Raw genomic sequence first — 16,898 nt, forward strand, 5'->3', positions numbered from 1 at the left:
ACTCTATATTTTTTACAATCATAAAGATACAAAATTTAAACTGCTTGTTAAAAGATACTTAAAATAAGTTGAGTGGAGATTTTGTATATTTGTGTGAAATTTATTTTATGACAAATTCTAGAGCAAGAGAGACAACGGAAGCTATTGAAAGATTATATATTTCTATGAGACACTTATTTTATAGAGGATTTTTCAAGCCGGCGGGTGTCTCAGGAGAAAGTATCAGAAGCTTGCTAAAGATCATCAATCCCGAGATTTACGGAACGATGAATATTCCGAACAAACTGGAGCTTAACGGTTTGATGTATGTGTTGGACAGGCTTCCTGAAGGAATTGAAGAATGCGCTTTCATTCATCTTACATCAGATGAAGGGTTTGATAAAGGAAGTTTCGAGCCTATTGTTCCCAAAAAGAGAAGAAGAAACTGCTATAGAATAGATGAACACCAGATGAATATCGAAGTTCTTTTGGGACGTTCGGAAATTTATGACATTCTTACCCACTTAACTTTCTTATTTATAGAAGCGGACAAAATCCGTAATCTGGCTTTCATCAAAGACGAAAACTGGAAGCCAACACGTGCTTTCAAGATTATTGAGGAAGTAGTAAAAGGTGAAAAGAAATTCAGCAGAAAAGAAAAAGAAGTAGCGCTTATCCACCTTTCTTCGTTAATAGGAAGAACTTTTGACGAAACATTAAATGCCTATAATTCTTTCGGGGATGATAATAACCCCGATCGTTTATTCAAGATCATCTACAACTTAGGAAAAGTAAGTCTTGAAGATGCCAAGCAGACCAGAGAAAGAGAAATTCATTTCAGTGCTATCTTAAAAGAAAGAGTAGGGCACCATTATTTTGGAGAGAAATGGGCGAATACGGTGAAGGAGGTTTTATTTGAGAACGATCTTCATATGCGTCCACTGCATATTATTTCGGCCAACATGCACTCCGTAAAAAATATGCTGTACGGAAATGATGCTTTAAAGAAAAAAGACAATAAGGAAGTAGACTATAAGCTCTACGGTGATATTTCTGATAAAAAGGAACTTCGCGATAAAGTATCAAAATATGCTTTGGAGGAAGGAATGATCTACATTAATGATAAGAGCGGAAGTAATATTGACGTTCAGATCATTGATTTAAGCAAAACAAACCTTCAAAACACTCCGTTCAATGGCATAAAATACGGTGGAGACGATGTCATTATGGTTTTTGATTATGCTTTCGGGGAACAGGCTTATGAAGTGATGGATGAATTGCTGAGACCTTACGAACATAAAGGAGAAGTCTACATGATGAAGGTAAAATCTGTCTCTATCATGGGTAAAGCAGGAATTCTTAACGGAGGAAAAGGTGATATTATGATCCCGACTTCTCATATCTTTGAAGGAACGGCAGATAATTATCCTTTTGAAAATGCTTTGAAACTGGATGATTTCAAAGATGATGAACTGAAAGCTTTTGAAGGCCCGATGATCACCGTTTTAGGAACATCGCTTCAGAACAGAGATATCTTATCGTATTTTATGAATACCTCATGGAAGGCAATCGGTCTTGAAATGGAAGGAGCACATTACCAGAAAGCCATTCAGGTAGCTTCCAAGATCAGACATCATATTACACCGGATCTGTTTGTTTGCTATGCCTATTATGCTTCTGATAATCCACTGGAAACGGGAAGCACCCTTTCTTCAGGTGGTTTAGGACTTACAGGAGTAAAGCCAACTTATCTGATCACTTTGAGAATCCTGGAAAAGATCTTAATGAGCAGTAAGAAAGAAATTGCTACAAAAAAATAATCTGATTTTAAATCATATTGAAACCTCAAGTGTATTTTACATTTGAGGTTTTTTGTTTTTGAAACACGAATGACACGAATGTTTTTCACGATATCACGAATTGATTAATGTTTAAAATTTTGGTTTTATTAGTGTCATTTGTGGTTAAAAAATCTGATCATCTGCACAGTCCGCAAAAGCTTAAAAAAATAATTATCTTTAAGAATCATAAAATGTCAAACAATGAGCTTAGCTTCACAATTAGCAAAAAGATTCAGAGAGGTCTTGCTGGACGGCTTGTGGATCGCCAATACGAATTTTAAAAATCAGCTTTCAGCTGTCACCTGGGAGCAGGCTGTCACAAAGGTAGATTCTTTAAATACGATTGCCATGCTCACTTTTCATATTCATTATTATATAGCCGGAGTCCTTAATGTGTTGAAAGGGGGTGATCTTGAAATAAAGGATCAGTTCAGTTTTGATCTTCCGCCCATTGAATCTGAAGAACAATGGAAAGATTTGTTGAACAGGCTGTGGACAGATTCAGAAAAGCTTGCATCATTGGTAGAGCAAATCCCTGATGATAAGCTGGATGAGGTTTTCGTGGATGAAAAATACGGAACCTACAGAAGAAATATAGATGGAATGATTGAGCACAGCTACTATCATTTGGGACAGATCACTTTAATAAAAAAGATGCTGACTCATCCGTAATTTGAAACACAAATACCATGAATGTTTTTCACGATTGCCACTAATTAAAAAAAACAAAATCTGCGTGAGTAAACTTAACCATCAGAATAAAACCTCATCTAAATCATTAACAGATCAAAAGCCCTGAAATACCTCCATATTTGAGGGTTTTACATAAATTACTTACCTTTAAAAAAAATAAATTTTAAATGAGAAAATCGGCTGCAATCCTTTTTGCGTTTATCATTTCACAATTTCAGGCCCAGCAGGGAGCTTATTATCAGCAGGCTGCGAAGTACAAGATGGATATTGATGTTAATGCTGAAAAATTTACCTACCAGGGAAACCAGACCTTAGAATACACCAATAACTCTCCGGATGAGTTGAATGTTGTGTACTTTCATCTATACTGGAATGCTTTTAAGCCTAATTCAATGATGGACCAGAGAGTGGCCGGACAAGGTAAGAATGGAGATTCCAGACTGCAGAAAGATGGTATTTCCAGGCTGGCTTCGATTCCTAAAGATCAGGAAGGTGCTCAAAATATCCACTGGATCAAACAGAACGGGAAAGATCTGAAATTTGAGATTCAGGAAACCATTATGAAAGTGTATCTGGCAGAACCGATTAAGCCAAATTCTTCTACCACCTTTACGATGGACTGGGATGCTGTAATCCCTCAGCAGATCAGAAGAAGTGGAAGAAACAACAGGGAAGGAGTCGATATGACCATGACACAATGGTATCCGAAAATTGCAGAATATGATTATGACGGCTGGGCAACCTTCGATTATATCGGAAGAGAGTTTCATGCGCCGTTTTCAGATTTTGACGTTACCATCAAGATCAACAAAGATTATGTAATCGGAGCGGGAGGAATTCTTGAAAACCCAACGGAAGTAAAAGGTTATAATGCCAATGCAAAAATTATAGCTGACAAAAGCAAAAAAGCGATCTGGAAATGGAAAGCTAATAATATCTTAGACTTTGCCTGGAGCGCAGACAGGGATTATATTATCAAAAGTTTTGATGTTCCAGAAGGACCAAAAGTATTTCTTGTGTATCAGCAGAATGATAAAACGAAAGCTTGGGAAGAGGCACAGCCTTATGTGACCAAATATTTCCAGATTATGAATAGCCATTTCGGGAAATATGTATATCCTACCTACGCATTTATCCAGGGTGGCGATGGTGGTATGGAGTACGGAATGTGTACCATGATCCTGGGAGAGGCGAAAGATATGAAAGGTCTGATGGGACTGATGGCTCACGAAGGCTCGCACTCATGGTATCAGCAGATGCTGGCGACCAATGAGTCGGTACGCCCGTGGATGGATGAAGGGTTTACAAGCTATGCCGAAGGCTATGTGATGTACCAGCTATTTCCTGAAGAACTTCCGAATCCTTTTGCCCATACCGTGGAAGCTTACAGGAATTTCATTAAAAAAGGGATTGAAGAACCTGCCGTTTGGTTGGGTGACCACCATGATAACGGAACGTCCTATACCTATGCCTCTTATGTAAAAGGAGAATTGTATCTTGTACAGTTGGGGTATATCATGGGTGAGCAGAATCTTGCAGAAACTTTAAAGCAGTATTATGATCAATGGCACATGAAACATCCTTCTGACAGAGATTTCCTGCATATTGCCCAGAAAGTTTCAGGAATGGATCTGAAATGGTTCCAGAATTACTGGATCAATACAACGAAAACCATTGATTACGGTATCAAAGATGTAAAATACGAAGCAAAATCTACAACCATTACCCTGGTAAATAATGGACAGGTTCCAATGCCTGTTGATTTCAATGTACTGACCACCGATAAAAAAGTCGTTACCTACCAGATTCCCCTGAATATGACCCATACCTGGAAAAGTAAAGATATCTACGGAGATTTTAAAACCATGCCTTACTGGCCGTGGACACAGAAAGAATATACGCTGACAATACCTTATACAAAAGCTCAGTTATCTGTTTTAGGAATAGATTTCAGCCAGAGACTGGCAGATGTGAATATGGATAATAATATTGTTGAGGTTAAATAACAGACCTTACCACATCAAAAGATAATCCCGCAGAAATTTTCTGCGGGATTTTTATTTTTCTGCTGAACTTTCACATGGAGACTTTAGCGTCTTTAAAATTCACATTTCACTTGCGAAGCAAAATTCACCATTGACAATCTTATGCCTGATATTTGAAATCTATCTCCCCTATTTTATTCCAAACTGCTGTACCATCCAGTGATTGGGATGATTTTTTACCAGATCATTTTTTAGAACCTCATCCTTCGTATTGAGATAGCGGTATACTTTTAAAGGAACGGAATCCGGGTATTCTTTTAGTCCTTGGTCCAATACTGTTCTGGCTTCATTTTTTTTTCCGCCTCCGTCCAGAGCTTCAGCTTTATAGATGAAAATAATCGCAGGTACTTTTCCATAGATGTCCTTCGTTTCGTTTTCAAGGAGATTCATTGCTTCAATCTGAAATTCAGTATCAGGTGCTTTTCCGGCCATTGAAGTTCTGCTGATATGCTGTTGATACATCAGGAAAAGCATGAGAATATGAAGGTTTTTTGTGTCGGGATTAGAAGCCGTTTTTTCAATTCTCTGAATGGTCTCCGGAGTCATTTCATCATTTTCAGCCTGCAGATTCTTGTTGTAAAACTCATCCATAATATCATAAACAGTCCTGTCATTTTTATCAATCTTCGCCCCTTCTTTTATTTTCTGGAACAGTTCCCTTACCTGAGCTTCGCTTTGCGCAAAAGTGTTCAGGCTTATACAAAAGAAAAATGCTAGGATCAATTTTTTCATGAGATCAGTTTAAAATATTTTCAGTTTTAAAGGTAATTAAATGTTTCCAATTTTCTAAATGTTGTTCTTTTTTTCCTTGTATATCTCTAAAAAAAAACTAATATTCTTTTGTATAAGTTTTTTTCTCTGCTATGTATTCGGATTTGCTTCCGTTTCCGGTTTTGAAAAGAGTCTTAATTGTGTTCTTTTGTTTAGGACTTGTAAAATCAGGCAAATAGCAGACAAAATGCAGATGAGGCCCGTTTGTCCAGCCTGTATTGCCACTTAATGCAATTACATCACCTTTTTTGACGAAGTCTCCGATATTTACCTTAACTCCATTTTGTTTTAAATGATAATATTGAGCAATAGTGCCATCAGAGTGTAAAATAGAAACATAATTAGCTAAGTTAGCACAATCAATAGTAGGACAGCCCCTGTTACTGGTCTGAACAGCTTCAATCACTTTGCCGTCTCTTGCAGCGGTAATTTCAGTTCCTTCAGGCATTATGAAATCTAATGAATTTTCATTTTGATGGGAAAAAGTTCCGTTATAACCCTGATAGACCTTAAAAGATTTGCCTTTTTGAAAAGGAAGATCATATATATAATCCGAATCATAGGTTTTTAAAGTGGCATCTCCAATCAACGTATAATAGTTTGGTATTTTGTCGATTTTCCAGCTTTTTTTCTTATTATTAATTACAAAATAAGCAATTCTATATTTTATTGATTGGGGAGGTATTACCTGAATAAGTTTAAACGTTTCAGGAACCTTCATATTGACAACTTCAGGTTGTTTTGGGAATGAGAGTGAAATAGGATAAATGTCTTCGTTATCAACATAATAAGATACTACATCTTTCTTTTGCTCCAGGTATATTTTTGCCGGCTTCTGTGCGAGAATCAACGTAAATTGTATAAATAATATAAGGCTGATCGTTCTTTTCATTCAATGTGATTTTAAATTGATTTGCAATGATAAAGTTATTTTAAAAATCAACAAAAATATACTTTGAGCTAAATAATATGGATATTGTTTATTTTTGAGGATAAAGCCTTATTTTTACATCTGTTTTTTAACCCATTCAAGCTTAAAAAATTAAATGAATTCAATTGTAATAAACGTAGGGAACAGCAACATCAGATTCGGACTTTTCAATGGAGACAACTGTGATATTTCATGGGTGATCAATACAAAGCCGTACAGAACAGTAGATGAGTTGTATGTACAAATGCTGATGCTGTACCAGACCTATAAAATAGAACCCAAAGAGATCAGTAAAATTATTATAGGATCGGTAGTTCCCCAGCTTACTAAAGTCATCAGTTCCGCAATTAAAAAGATCCATGGCATTGTTCCGGTGATCGTAGACAGATCTACTCCTTCTGATGTGGTGGCAAAATCTAAACAGATGGGAACAGATATTTATGCCAATCTTGTAGCGGCTCATAATTTATACCCCAATCGTAAGAAAATTGTTATTGATTTTGGAACAGCTCTGACCGCAAGTTGCGTTACGGAAACAGGAGAAACATTAGGGGTGATCATTGCTCCGGGAATAGTGACTTCTTTGAACTCACTGATCAGCCAGACGGCTCAGCTTCCGGATATTGAACTGAAAAAACCTAAAACAGTTCTTGGACTAGACACAGTAACCTGTATGCAGAGCGGAATGGTGTACGGATTTCTGGGAATGGTAGAAGGTTTTATAGACCGTATCAACGATGAGGTGAATGATGACTGCTTCGTTGTAGCAACTGGCGGGGTTTCTCATGTTTATAAACCACTGACTGAAAAGATCCATGTGATGGACAGGCTTCACACGCTCAAAGGACTTTACTTCCTGGGAAAAGATTTATAGATATAAAGTTCAGATTAAATTCTAAATTAAAGCACCATGAGAAAATTAGAAGAATTCCCGACAATAGAAACGGAAAGACTGGTCCTATCACAGTTGAAAGAAGAAGATATTCCTTTTGTTACCGAATATCTTCAGAATAAGATTTACTCAGACCTTACCTCCAATATTCCTTATCCCTATACCAGAGAGCATGCAGAGTTTTGGGTGAAAATTTCTAAAGAAGCTTTTGAACAGAACACAGGATATACTTTTGCCGTTCGTAATAAGGAAAACCTTATTATAGGAGCAATCGGGCTGCATGACAGGGATGATGACAAAGCCGAGTTGGGTTACTGGTTGGGAAGGCTTTTCTGGAACAAAGGATATATAACGGAAGCTGCTGCTGCCATTATAGATTTTGGATTTCGGGAGCTGGCTCTTAATAAGATTTATGCCACTTATTTTCTTCACAATCCGGCATCCGGGAGAATCATGGAAAAAATAGGAATGGAAAAAGAAGCGCTGCTAAAACAGCATCTTAAAAAGGACGGAGAATATTTTGATGTTATGTTGCATTCCGTCTTTAAAAATAAGCTTTGATTTAATTTTTCATAGAAGGAGGAATCCAATTCTAAAAATCTTTATGATGCTAATTTCTATTTAGGATATCCGGTCAGTTTTTATCAAAAAAATAAACTGGATTTATGGTTATCTTGACGAAGGAGAAAGTGTTTTGCTGACCAGATCTGTAAGCACCTTATTCATCTACAATAGAAAATACAAAGTATTATCTTTTACTCTTAAAAAATTCTTTTACAATCGATGAACATTCATATTCCATGATTCCCGTTACGATTTCTGTTTTTGGGTGCAGCGAAAGATGTTTATTGATAAATCCTCTCTGTTCATCCCTGGCCCCTATAACCACTTTTGAGATTTGCGACCAGGAAAGAGCTCCTGAGCACATTACACAGGGCTCCATGGTGACATACAGTGTGCAGTTGATCAGATATTTGCCGCCAAGGAAATTAGCTGCCGAAGTAATGGCCTGCATTTCTGCGTGGGCAGTCACATCATTTAATGTTTCAGTAAGGTTGTGGGCTCTTGCAATAATACGGTTATTGGAAACAATGATACATCCGATAGGAACCTCATCTTTTTCCAGTGCGGTTTCTGCTTCCTGCAAAGCTATTTTCATGTAATATTCGTCGGTAAACATTTAGTCTTCAATAGTTAATGTGAGAGGAACCCTTAGTGGAGATCTTATCGCATCTCCATTTACAATTGCAGGAGAGAATTTTTCGGAAACAGAATACAGGGCAATTTCAGCCTGTCTGTTGAAGGTAAAATTATCACCCTGGGCGTGAACATTAGTGATGCTGCCATCTTTTTCCACAATGAAAGCTACCTCTGTTTTTACGGATTTAACTTCGCTATGAACGGCTGGTGTATAGAAAAGATTGGCCACTTCCTGCCTCAGTGTAGCAAACCCGCCCGGATAATCGGCAGGCTTTTCCATAATGGCAGGTTTTACTGTATTATCTTGTAGGATAGATTTCGGCGTTTTCAATGCCTGTAAGTCTTCCAGGTTTCTCACCCTTAAAAGTGCTCCGATCATGGCGACGTTTTCAATGCTGTCCATCTTCTGCATAAAAAGACTAAAATCACTCTTTATAGCTGCTTTTCTAAAGTTGTCCGATTCCTTGTCAAATTTTTTCTTAAACTCTGTATTCAGCATGTTTCTGTGCTGATTGTAATAGTTTTTCACCTGCCTGAATTCTTCTTTCTGCTGGGAAAAGCAAAATGACGAAATAAGACAGAATAGGCAAAAGAATAAAGCTTTCAAAGGAGTATATTTATGTAAATATAATCAAAAAATGTGAGTTTTTATATGTCAACGTTAGCTTTCCAAATAACGGTTCAGGGATTCCTGAAGATGGGTGCGGATGTCGTCAACTAAACATTTCGGTTCCAAGACAGTGACTTCTTTTCCATACGAAAGAATTTCCTGCATAAAATCATAGGTGGGGTGGAGGAAGAATTCAAAATAGATCTCATCCGGTGTTTCTTTGGTTTCTTTCTGAGACTGGTGAAGCGGAAAACTTCTGATATATTCTCCCTGATGCCTGCTGCATTTCATCACAATATTCTGCGGTTTCTGCTCCGCCAAATTCATTACTCCGAAGGCATTTTTGAAATGTTCCCTGAAATTATAATTATATTTTTCGCGGAATTTATTGTCGCTTACATCAAGATAGTTGACTCTATCCAAACCGAATGATTTCAATACTTTGTCTTTAGTGTCAATGGCAATCAGGTACCATCTGTCTTTAGATTCTTTTAAAGCCAAAGGGTGTACTTTCCGCGAAGTCATCACTTTATTCTTGTAGTTATAATGCTCAAAACTAACGACTCTTTTATTACGGATGGCGAAGAAAAGATCATAAAAATGCTCTATTCCTGTAGGTTTTCTGCTTTCAAAAAAAATAAAATCTGAAAAATCCGGATGAAGATTCAAGGCATTGCTTACCTGGAAAGATTCTAAAAGTTTTTGGTTGTATTCATCCACTTCCATGATGGGACGACTTTCAATATAATACCTGTTGTCACCTTTCTTTTTATTATGAATAGAAAGATTAAAAAGATCAGAAATTTCCCGAATATCCCTCTGCAGGGTACGGATAGAGTAACTCTTGATTCCTGCATCCTGAAATTCGAAAGAGTTTAAAAGATAGCTCTCCAGCTGGGAATAGTTAGCCGGAGAACTTTCTAATCTTTTGATAATTAAGGCATATCTTGTCAGGTAAAAATCTTTTTTCATTCGTCTGTATTTTATGTGCAGCTATGCTGCGTTTCATGGTAAAATTTTATAAGACAAATATATAGGCTTAATGCGACAAAACGTGTCGTGTTTTATTTTTTTGTGGGAACTTTTATATTTTAAATGCTGGGGATATTAATATTTCATAGTTATTAGCTTTGAAATTAAAAAGCACCTGTTACAGATGCTTTTATTACTTAGAATTATATGCTTGGTAAATAGTGGTTACTATGTTCTGCTGTTATAAAAATCAACAGCATATTTACCTAAAGAATAAAATGTATTTACGTATGTTTCCAGGCTTCTTGTAATAACATTGCTGTTAAAGGATGTGGGATCTGTCGGATTGTAAAAGTCTCCCTGATCTGTCTCCATAGTCATTGCTACAATTTGCTGATTTCCCATCCAAGCCTGAGACATTGGAGAACTGCCATCAATGTCGGAAAACGCAAGAAGATCTTTATCTGCTAAATAGCTATACCGCTTCCTTATTTCGGCGTCTAATCTGTCACACAGTGAATAGATAGCATTTTGAACAGTGTTGAATGATGACGCAAACCAGGCAGCCCGATAATCAATATTTACTCCCGATCCAAAATTATGGCAATCAATAAATAATACCGTGTCTGTTTTGATAGAATTAAAAGTATCCCTTACCAATTGTGATTCTTTTTCGCTAAACGGTGCAGTACCTTTATAAGATTGTGAGCCCATGCCGCCGTCTGCATATTCAGCCCATCTATAGTCAAAGTTTCTATTAATATCCACGCCATTATGATTCCATCTTACCGATTCTGCACCATTCACTTTACCAATATTTAATGCATATGGATTTACTAAAGGAATAAATGTCCAGTCATAATTGGTTCGTAAGGCATCGATCATCTCGTCTTTATTGGGGTTTTCAAGCAGCAGTTTAAAAAATAAATAGATTGTATAAACGCCTAACTTTTCACCTCCATGTGTACCTCCGCATACGAATATACGGGGCTTCCTGCGTCTTTGCGTTGGTGGCGTTTTTCTGTTAAATGAAATGTCAATTCTCAAAATATCGTAAGGTATGGGTCCTTCTGTTTGGCCTAAAACTGTTTTCGTTACGTTATTAGAAAAAGGAGCTATTACATTATCATACATTGGATAAAGAACACTTGAAGTAAGAGTTAAGGGATTAAATGCTGGATAAACTGGTGCATTCCAATATTTAATCCCAAAATTATCGACTGCAAATTTATTCATTTGCCGTGTGTCCTTTTGTGAAATAGGAACTCCATTTACACAATAATTTTTCAGTCCGGTAACGTAAAAACTAGCAAATGAACCACTGTATCGGTAAGTGAACAAAATCAAATGATTTAACAAAGGAGCAGATGTTTGATTTTGAACAATGATTGTGTTATTTATTTTATTATACAATACAACGCCTGCGGTTATAGAAGATGGCATATCTATACCTGCAGTTGAAGCAGGTAAACTTATCCTTCCTACGGTGGTATTTCCGGTGTCAATTATTGCTCCTCCCGAAATCATTATCTTGCGATTAGTTAAATCAAAATTGATGTCGGCGTCATTTGTGTTTAGAATAGCAACCTGTTCGTTTATTGTATAAATAGTAGATGGAAGTGGCTTGCTTTTTTTAGTTTCATTTAGTAATTGATCATACTTACTGGAACTAATATTTTTTAGTATATATGTAAAATCAAAGAGGTCCTGTTCAGTTATAATATCCGTTGGACTATTCTTTTCAAAAACTATTCTAACCTGATTGGAGGTTGCGTTATCTACTGAAAACTCATTTGTGGTAACATTCTGGTTGGCAAATACTCCATCCTTATAGAAAACAACACGGGATATTTTATATCCTGATTTTTGACTAATCACATAGTTACCGGTAACCATAGGAATTAAAGCTGTTCTTATCCCTGTATTAGAGGTTGAATTAAAACCATTATTTACCGCAATTCTGCCGATTTCCATAGGAACACTATCGCCTAAATTAATTTCAAAATTATTGTATTCTGATATAACCTTTGTCGATGTTTTTGTATTTTCTACGATATTATTAAATGTGATTGACTCAGATGAGTAGCAATTAATCTTGATCGTATTTAATTCTTGTTGAGTGACTGTTTGCGTGTTGTTCATGTGATATACAGAAACCTTCCATTTCTTTGCTGTTGCAGGAATGGTTGGAGTAAAAGTTTTTGCATTGATGTCCTGCTTTGAAATAAAGACATTTGAATCAGTATAATAGAAGATTGTTTGAAGCAACATTTCACCTACAAGTTCAATTTGACTTGCATAGATTGTATCTAAAAAGGTATCTGTTCTACCTCTTGTAGTTGATCCTGTAGGAAACCCAACAGAGCCCGAAAGTGCCAGAGCTCCAACTTCCAGAATTGGATTAATGTAATCTTTAAAACTGCTGTTTTGCTGAATAAGTTGATCACTATTTTGAATTTGGTTTAATGGAATCAATTCGTTTTTATGCCAGTAAGCATCCAGCCAGGACCAGAAATGCTCTTGTGTTGGCTTGTCTCCGTTCTCGAAGTATAGTTTTAGGTCTTCTTTTGTTTTCATAATAAAATTTGGTGATTTTGTTTGGTATTAATAAGTTAAGGTTAGACGATTCTTTTAGTAGTAACTCTTCAGAGTTTCCCAGTCTTTTTTTAATTATGGATGACTGTGGCCCATCTTAATTTTTACAAATTCTTAGACATAATTTTGGCTGTTCAACATTTTATAAATGATGAATTTAAAGGGTTTTTAAAATTTTAAAGATTTTTTACGTATTAGTTTCTACTTCAAAAGTAGTTTGGCAAGACGTCAGAACTTGGCGTGTTTAAAAAAAAACTTATATAAATTCCCAATTTTATTTTTTTAGCTTATATTTTATTTGTTATCACTTTCTGAACAATCTGATATTGTTTTTTTAAAGAAATCTTAAAAACAAGCTTCGGCAGAAAAAACTGCCGAAGATATAACTGTTCATTTTAAGGACCTTCGCAATCAGCTCATAAAATAGAGATTATGGCACCATGAAATTTAAGCTTGAAATGATTAAGTACATTCACTATTTTTTTGATTTTACAAATTATTGCCCATAATCTATAAAAGAATCTTTATTGATATATAAATGAAAAGTTGTAGGTGTAACTTCTATTTTTAAAATAGGACTATTGGAAATAACAAAGGTAGTTTTGTTATTTTGTTCACTTTCTGTAAATGTTTTCCCTTGTAAATTATTTTTTACAATATCTTTAAAAATCTGAGAAGGTATTGAGAATTCCATAAATAAGTTGTCCAAATATTCAGTATTTCCTCCGAAGTCAGTTTTTACTCCATATTTAAAATCGAATTGTATTTTTTTGATATCTTTTCTTTTAGATGATTCTTTTTTTGTTTTTACTTCATAATCTACAATTCCTGTCCAAATAGGTAGTGGATTAGCATATTTGTTTTTAAATACTTTGACAATGGTTGCAATTAAATCATTTAAAGAAGATTTTAATAATACTTCTTCCAAATGTATTTCCTTATGCATATTTTCTAAGGACATCGGATCTGGCTCTCCATCTAATATTCCTCTATATTTTTTTGGGGTTATATAATATAGAATTTCTAAATCTTTATCTGTTATCATAATTATAATTTTTTATAAAATTAATTTTTTGTTTTTATCTAAAATATTACCAGTCTATTCGGATAGTAATATATTATGTGAAATAAAGAACCGCAGCGGCTGCTACGGTTGAATCATTGGTAATTAAAAGTCTTTTTTTAATTAAAATGTAAAGATGAATCAACAATTATGTTGGGGTTTAAATTTGTAATGTTTTGGGATATAATATTAAGCTTCTCCTCGTGCAAATCCAAATTACATCTAACCAATGAAAAAGAGTTTTTTCTTCTCTTTTCCATAGTAGGATTTATAAGGCAGCTAAGTTTCATGGTAAAATATTATAAGAAAAATATATATGCTTAATGCGACAAAACGTGTCGTTTTATTTTTTTGAGAAGTTTTTTGAAAAAAATAAGCCACAAATATTGTGGCTTACTGATTATTGGTCAAAATACTCTTTTCCTTTTCTATTTACCCATCCCTTTTTGCCATCTGGAGTTTCAAATCTAGCAAAATATCCAATATAAGGTTCTAATTTTTTATATTTTGGTTCTGTACCAATATTTGGATAATAAGTATACAAACCGTTTTTTTCTAAATTAAGGTAATTTTGATATGATATAATTCTTTTATATTCAAAAGGAAGTATCATTTTTCTTTCTTTAAAATCCCAAACTCCATAATTGCTTCCTTGTTTCGAAATTATGTATTCTATCTTTAAAGGTCTAAACAAAAACTCTTCGCTATAACCATAATCAATGATTTTGTCATTAAAGTTACCTTTTCTTTTTTGAGTATATTCGATTTCTAATTTTTTTTCATTGTTTAAAAAAACAGCATCTTTGCCATTGATAATATATTTTACATGTATAAGTTCATCTTCGGGATTACTTAAAATATTATTCAATTCTTCTTTAATTACTTTTTTTTCAATTATATAAGTTTTGCTACCACGGTCTCTGCTTTCTCTATATGATTCGGTTGATTCTTTCTTTGGAATAAATTTAGAATAGTCATTAAGTATGCCATCCCATGTGTAATTTTTCATACTTCCATCCTTTAGAATAATCTGTAGAATGTCAAAATCTTCAGAATAATAGGTAGTTAAAAAGTCTGTATTTTTATACAGTAAAGACAATTTCTGATCATAAATATTTTTTTCATTTGCCTTACTTGTTATAATTAAAATATTGGTTGAAATCATATCATATACAGGGGGGAGTACTATCTTATTTTGATATTTTAAACCTATTTTTCCATTTTGTTCAAATTTCTCCAAAGATTCTTGAGCACAAAACAAATTGACAATGAGTAGACTTAATAAAAAAACAATATTTTTCATTTTTTAGTTATTATTTGACTAATATAATTATTATTTGTTGATTCTTCTAGCATTTTTTTCCACTGCCACTGATAAAAAGATTTGTATTTGAAATTTCTATTAAAGTTAGGTTTCCCATCTTCAGAAGTATTGGTATCTTGGGGAGTAGCATATTGCCTGTAATCCATTATGTTTTCTAAAGTTTCACTTTGTTCTTTTATTATATCAGAGTATGGTGTTTTTTTTGCAATTTGATTTTCAAAATCTCTTATATCTTTTTGTGCCTTTTTTTTTGTGTTTTCCACATCGAAATCAGGTAGAGAGATACTTTCAAGCTCAATTACTGACGTTTTTTTGTCCGTTATCAATTCTGACTTTTCATTTAAATAGGAACTTTCACCAATAATATTCACTAGAAATCTTTTTTCAAAAAACTCAATGTCAACAAGAGATTTTTCTGATGATTCAATAATAGATTGGATAACGCGATATTTGCTATCAAGTGGGAAATATTTTCTTAATTCGGCTTTTACATTATTTAATTCATCTAGTTCAGCTTTTTTCCGTTCAATCAATGTATTTAATTTGTTGATTTCTTTTTTTATATCGTCTTCGAAGGTATGAGGCAGGCCAAGAGAATGCCCTATCTCATGGACAACTAATGCAAGTCCGTCTTGATCTTTTATTGCGCTTTTAAATATATGCGTAACTCCTGAACTCCGGTAAGAATATGCCTGAGTTTTAGCATCTTCGTTTTTGCCACCTTCAATGGATGTATTGATAAATACATAAATGATATTATTTTGATCAAGATGTACAATTTTATTTTGTAAATACTCAGCTTTATAAGCTAGATATTCTTTATATAAATTATCTTTTATTTTATTCCAAGCAATAGTTGCAGTATGATCTTCATGAAATTTTTTTGCTTTTTTTAAATTTAATTCTTTATCATACTTAAAATCTTTCTTGAATGCAATAAGTATTTTTTTAATACAATCATGCATTTTTTCTATGTTTTCCCTAATTTTAACTGAATTATAAAACAAGGCCGAGTATTTATTTTCAATTAAATCATTATATATTGTTGCATTCCTTTGGTTGGTTTCAGTATAATTAATGAACAATTTTTTTCCTTTTATTTTCACTACATCATCTTTAGTAAAATCACTTTCCAAAAATTGTACAACATGGGTGTTTTTTGCAAGTTTTCCATGTATATATGATTGATTAAATGATTGATTATTAAAAAAGTCAATTAACTTCGGAACAAATTCAAAATCTGTATGTTCTTTCTCGTCAACTTTAGTGGATGGCTCAGAGCCAAAAGTAACGAGAACAGGTTGTATTGTTGTCTCATATACTTTTGAATTAGCTTTTGCAATTAATCTACCAACCGTATTACCATCATATGTTGCCTCAATGCTTATATCATTTTCGAAGGGTTTTAGGCACTCTATTCTGATTTTGTAATATTTTTTATCGTTAATAAGTTGTGTATTTTCTTTTATTACTTTTAGTTTGTCAGTCTCTTGTGCAAAAGATTTACTGTCTTCATTCCATTCTTTACATTTATATTCTAATAGTTCAGGAACATCATTGTTATTTTTGGTTTTAACATATAGAAGAAAGGTGCTTTTTTGTTTATTTATTAAAGGGGGCCAAATGCTTATATATGGGCAAGAATAGCCTGTATATTGCTTGTTTTCGATTGGCTTTCCTTCTTTATTTATATAGTAAATTATACTTCCAGTAGGACAATGATCTACACTATACTTATCAAAACCAAATTGTCCAATATATGCAGAATCTTCTAAGCCTAATTTATCATCAATATTTGTTGTTGAACGACAAAAATATACATCACCTTCAAGTTTGAAATTAGAATTTTTTCTCCTATCAGTTTTGTAAACATCCACATCAGCCACTCCAATGCTTGCCAGATTTCTAATATCTATATTTTTCATTTCTAAATTTTTAGGATTAAATTTTCAAAAAACAGCGGTGATATTTCGCACCGCTGA

14 protein-coding genes are annotated in these 16,898 nt (G+C 34.1%); 5 read left to right on the forward strand and 9 right to left on the reverse strand.

The window, feature by feature from the left end:
- Positions 1–107: 107 nt before the first annotated feature.
- The 3 genes from QF044_RS19200 (at position 108) to QF044_RS19210 (ending at position 4,519) form a co-directional block, all read left to right on the forward strand.
- Entirely contained in the window at positions 108–1,799 is a 1,692-nt protein-coding gene (locus tag QF044_RS19200; RefSeq protein ID WP_307270798.1) for a hypothetical protein, read from the forward strand.
- Between the two features lie 222 nt (positions 1,800–2,021).
- Positions 2,022–2,492 (forward strand): DUF1572 domain-containing protein, encoded by a 471-nt coding sequence (locus QF044_RS19205; protein ID WP_307270801.1) that lies wholly within the window; start codon positions 2,022–2,024, stop codon positions 2,490–2,492.
- A 188-nt stretch (positions 2,493–2,680) separates the two neighbouring features.
- Positions 2,681–4,519 (forward strand): M1 family metallopeptidase, encoded by a 1,839-nt coding sequence (locus QF044_RS19210; RefSeq protein WP_307270804.1) that lies wholly within the window; start codon positions 2,681–2,683, stop codon positions 4,517–4,519.
- Positions 4,520–4,687: 168 nt separating this feature from the next.
- On the opposite strand, the gene QF044_RS19215 is transcribed toward QF044_RS19210, so the two are convergent.
- Both QF044_RS19215 and QF044_RS19220 read right to left on the reverse strand, forming a co-directional pair.
- Positions 4,688–5,290: a hypothetical protein gene (locus QF044_RS19215; protein WP_307270808.1), complete on the reverse strand. Its 603-nt coding sequence runs from the start codon at positions 5,288–5,290 to the stop codon at positions 4,688–4,690.
- Between the two features lie 97 nt (positions 5,291–5,387).
- Entirely contained in the window at positions 5,388–6,221 is an 834-nt protein-coding gene (locus QF044_RS19220; protein WP_307270811.1) for a peptidoglycan DD-metalloendopeptidase family protein, read from the reverse strand.
- A 154-nt stretch (positions 6,222–6,375) separates the two neighbouring features.
- Here QF044_RS19220 and QF044_RS19225 point away from each other — a divergent pair, with 154 nt between their 5' ends.
- Both QF044_RS19225 and QF044_RS19230 read left to right on the forward strand, forming a co-directional pair.
- Entirely contained in the window at positions 6,376–7,134 is a 759-nt protein-coding gene (locus QF044_RS19225) for a type III pantothenate kinase (RefSeq protein WP_307270814.1), read from the forward strand.
- A 36-nt stretch (positions 7,135–7,170) separates the two neighbouring features.
- On the forward strand, positions 7,171–7,713 hold the full coding sequence (locus QF044_RS19230; protein ID WP_307270817.1) for a GNAT family N-acetyltransferase: 543 nt from the start codon (positions 7,171–7,173) through the stop codon (positions 7,711–7,713).
- Between the two features lie 187 nt (positions 7,714–7,900).
- Here QF044_RS19230 and QF044_RS19235 read toward each other — a convergent pair whose 3' ends face one another.
- The 7 genes from QF044_RS19235 to QF044_RS19265 form a co-directional block, all read right to left on the reverse strand.
- The gene (locus tag QF044_RS19235) at positions 7,901–8,332 is read right to left on the reverse strand and encodes a nucleoside deaminase (RefSeq protein ID WP_307270820.1); all 432 of its coding nucleotides are present in this window, start codon (positions 8,330–8,332) and stop codon (positions 7,901–7,903) included.
- Positions 8,333–8,959, reverse strand: coding sequence for an energy transducer TonB (locus QF044_RS19240; RefSeq protein WP_307270823.1), 627 nt, complete (start codon positions 8,957–8,959; stop codon positions 8,333–8,335).
- Positions 8,960–9,013: 54 nt separating this feature from the next.
- Positions 9,014–9,934, reverse strand: coding sequence for a YafY family protein (locus QF044_RS19245; RefSeq protein WP_307270825.1), 921 nt, complete (start codon positions 9,932–9,934; stop codon positions 9,014–9,016).
- Between the two features lie 228 nt (positions 9,935–10,162).
- Positions 10,163–12,511 (reverse strand): M14 family metallopeptidase, encoded by a 2,349-nt coding sequence (locus QF044_RS19250; protein ID WP_307270828.1) that lies wholly within the window; start codon positions 12,509–12,511, stop codon positions 10,163–10,165.
- Positions 12,512–13,025: 514 nt separating this feature from the next.
- Complete coding sequence (locus QF044_RS19255) at positions 13,026–13,574, reverse strand: hypothetical protein (protein WP_307270830.1); 549 nt, start codon at positions 13,572–13,574, stop codon at positions 13,026–13,028.
- A gap of 418 nt (positions 13,575–13,992) precedes the next feature.
- The gene (locus tag QF044_RS19260; protein ID WP_307270832.1) at positions 13,993–14,895 is read right to left on the reverse strand and encodes a hypothetical protein; all 903 of its coding nucleotides are present in this window, start codon (positions 14,893–14,895) and stop codon (positions 13,993–13,995) included.
- Positions 14,892–16,841, reverse strand: a complete 1,950-nt coding sequence (locus QF044_RS19265; RefSeq protein WP_307270834.1) for a M12 family metallo-peptidase — start codon at positions 16,839–16,841, stop codon at positions 14,892–14,894. The genes QF044_RS19260 and QF044_RS19265 overlap by 4 nt, the downstream gene beginning before the upstream one ends.
- Between the last annotated feature and the right edge of the window lie 57 nt (positions 16,842–16,898).

This window comes from Chryseobacterium sp. W4I1, from assembly GCF_030816115.1.
Classification (GTDB): domain Bacteria; phylum Bacteroidota; class Bacteroidia; order Flavobacteriales; family Weeksellaceae; genus Chryseobacterium.

Excerpts from the sequence above, each read along its gene's own strand:
- QF044_RS19200 (WP_307270798.1), top strand. The coding sequence starts at position 108 with ATGACAAATTCTAGAGCAAGAGAGACAACGGAAGCTATTGAAAGATTA.
- QF044_RS19205 (WP_307270801.1), top strand. The coding sequence starts at position 2,022 with ATGAGCTTAGCTTCACAATTAGCAAAAAGATTCAGAGAGGTCTTGCTG.
- QF044_RS19210 (WP_307270804.1), top strand. The coding sequence starts at position 2,681 with ATGAGAAAATCGGCTGCAATCCTTTTTGCGTTTATCATTTCACAATTT.
- QF044_RS19215 (WP_307270808.1), bottom strand. The coding sequence starts at position 5,290 with ATGAAAAAATTGATCCTAGCATTTTTCTTTTGTATAAGCCTGAACACT.
- QF044_RS19220 (WP_307270811.1), bottom strand. The coding sequence starts at position 6,221 with ATGAAAAGAACGATCAGCCTTATATTATTTATACAATTTACGTTGATT.
- QF044_RS19225 (WP_307270814.1), top strand. The coding sequence starts at position 6,376 with ATGAATTCAATTGTAATAAACGTAGGGAACAGCAACATCAGATTCGGA.
- QF044_RS19230 (WP_307270817.1), top strand. The coding sequence starts at position 7,171 with ATGAGAAAATTAGAAGAATTCCCGACAATAGAAACGGAAAGACTGGTC.
- QF044_RS19235 (WP_307270820.1), bottom strand. The coding sequence starts at position 8,332 with ATGTTTACCGACGAATATTACATGAAAATAGCTTTGCAGGAAGCAGAA.
- QF044_RS19245 (WP_307270825.1), bottom strand. The coding sequence starts at position 9,934 with ATGAAAAAAGATTTTTACCTGACAAGATATGCCTTAATTATCAAAAGA.
- QF044_RS19250 (WP_307270828.1), bottom strand. The coding sequence starts at position 12,511 with ATGAAAACAAAAGAAGACCTAAAACTATACTTCGAGAACGGAGACAAG.
- QF044_RS19255 (WP_307270830.1), bottom strand. The coding sequence starts at position 13,574 with ATGATAACAGATAAAGATTTAGAAATTCTATATTATATAACCCCAAAA.
- QF044_RS19260 (WP_307270832.1), bottom strand. The coding sequence starts at position 14,895 with ATGAAAAATATTGTTTTTTTATTAAGTCTACTCATTGTCAATTTGTTT.
- QF044_RS19265 (WP_307270834.1), bottom strand. The coding sequence starts at position 16,841 with ATGAAAAATATAGATATTAGAAATCTGGCAAGCATTGGAGTGGCTGAT.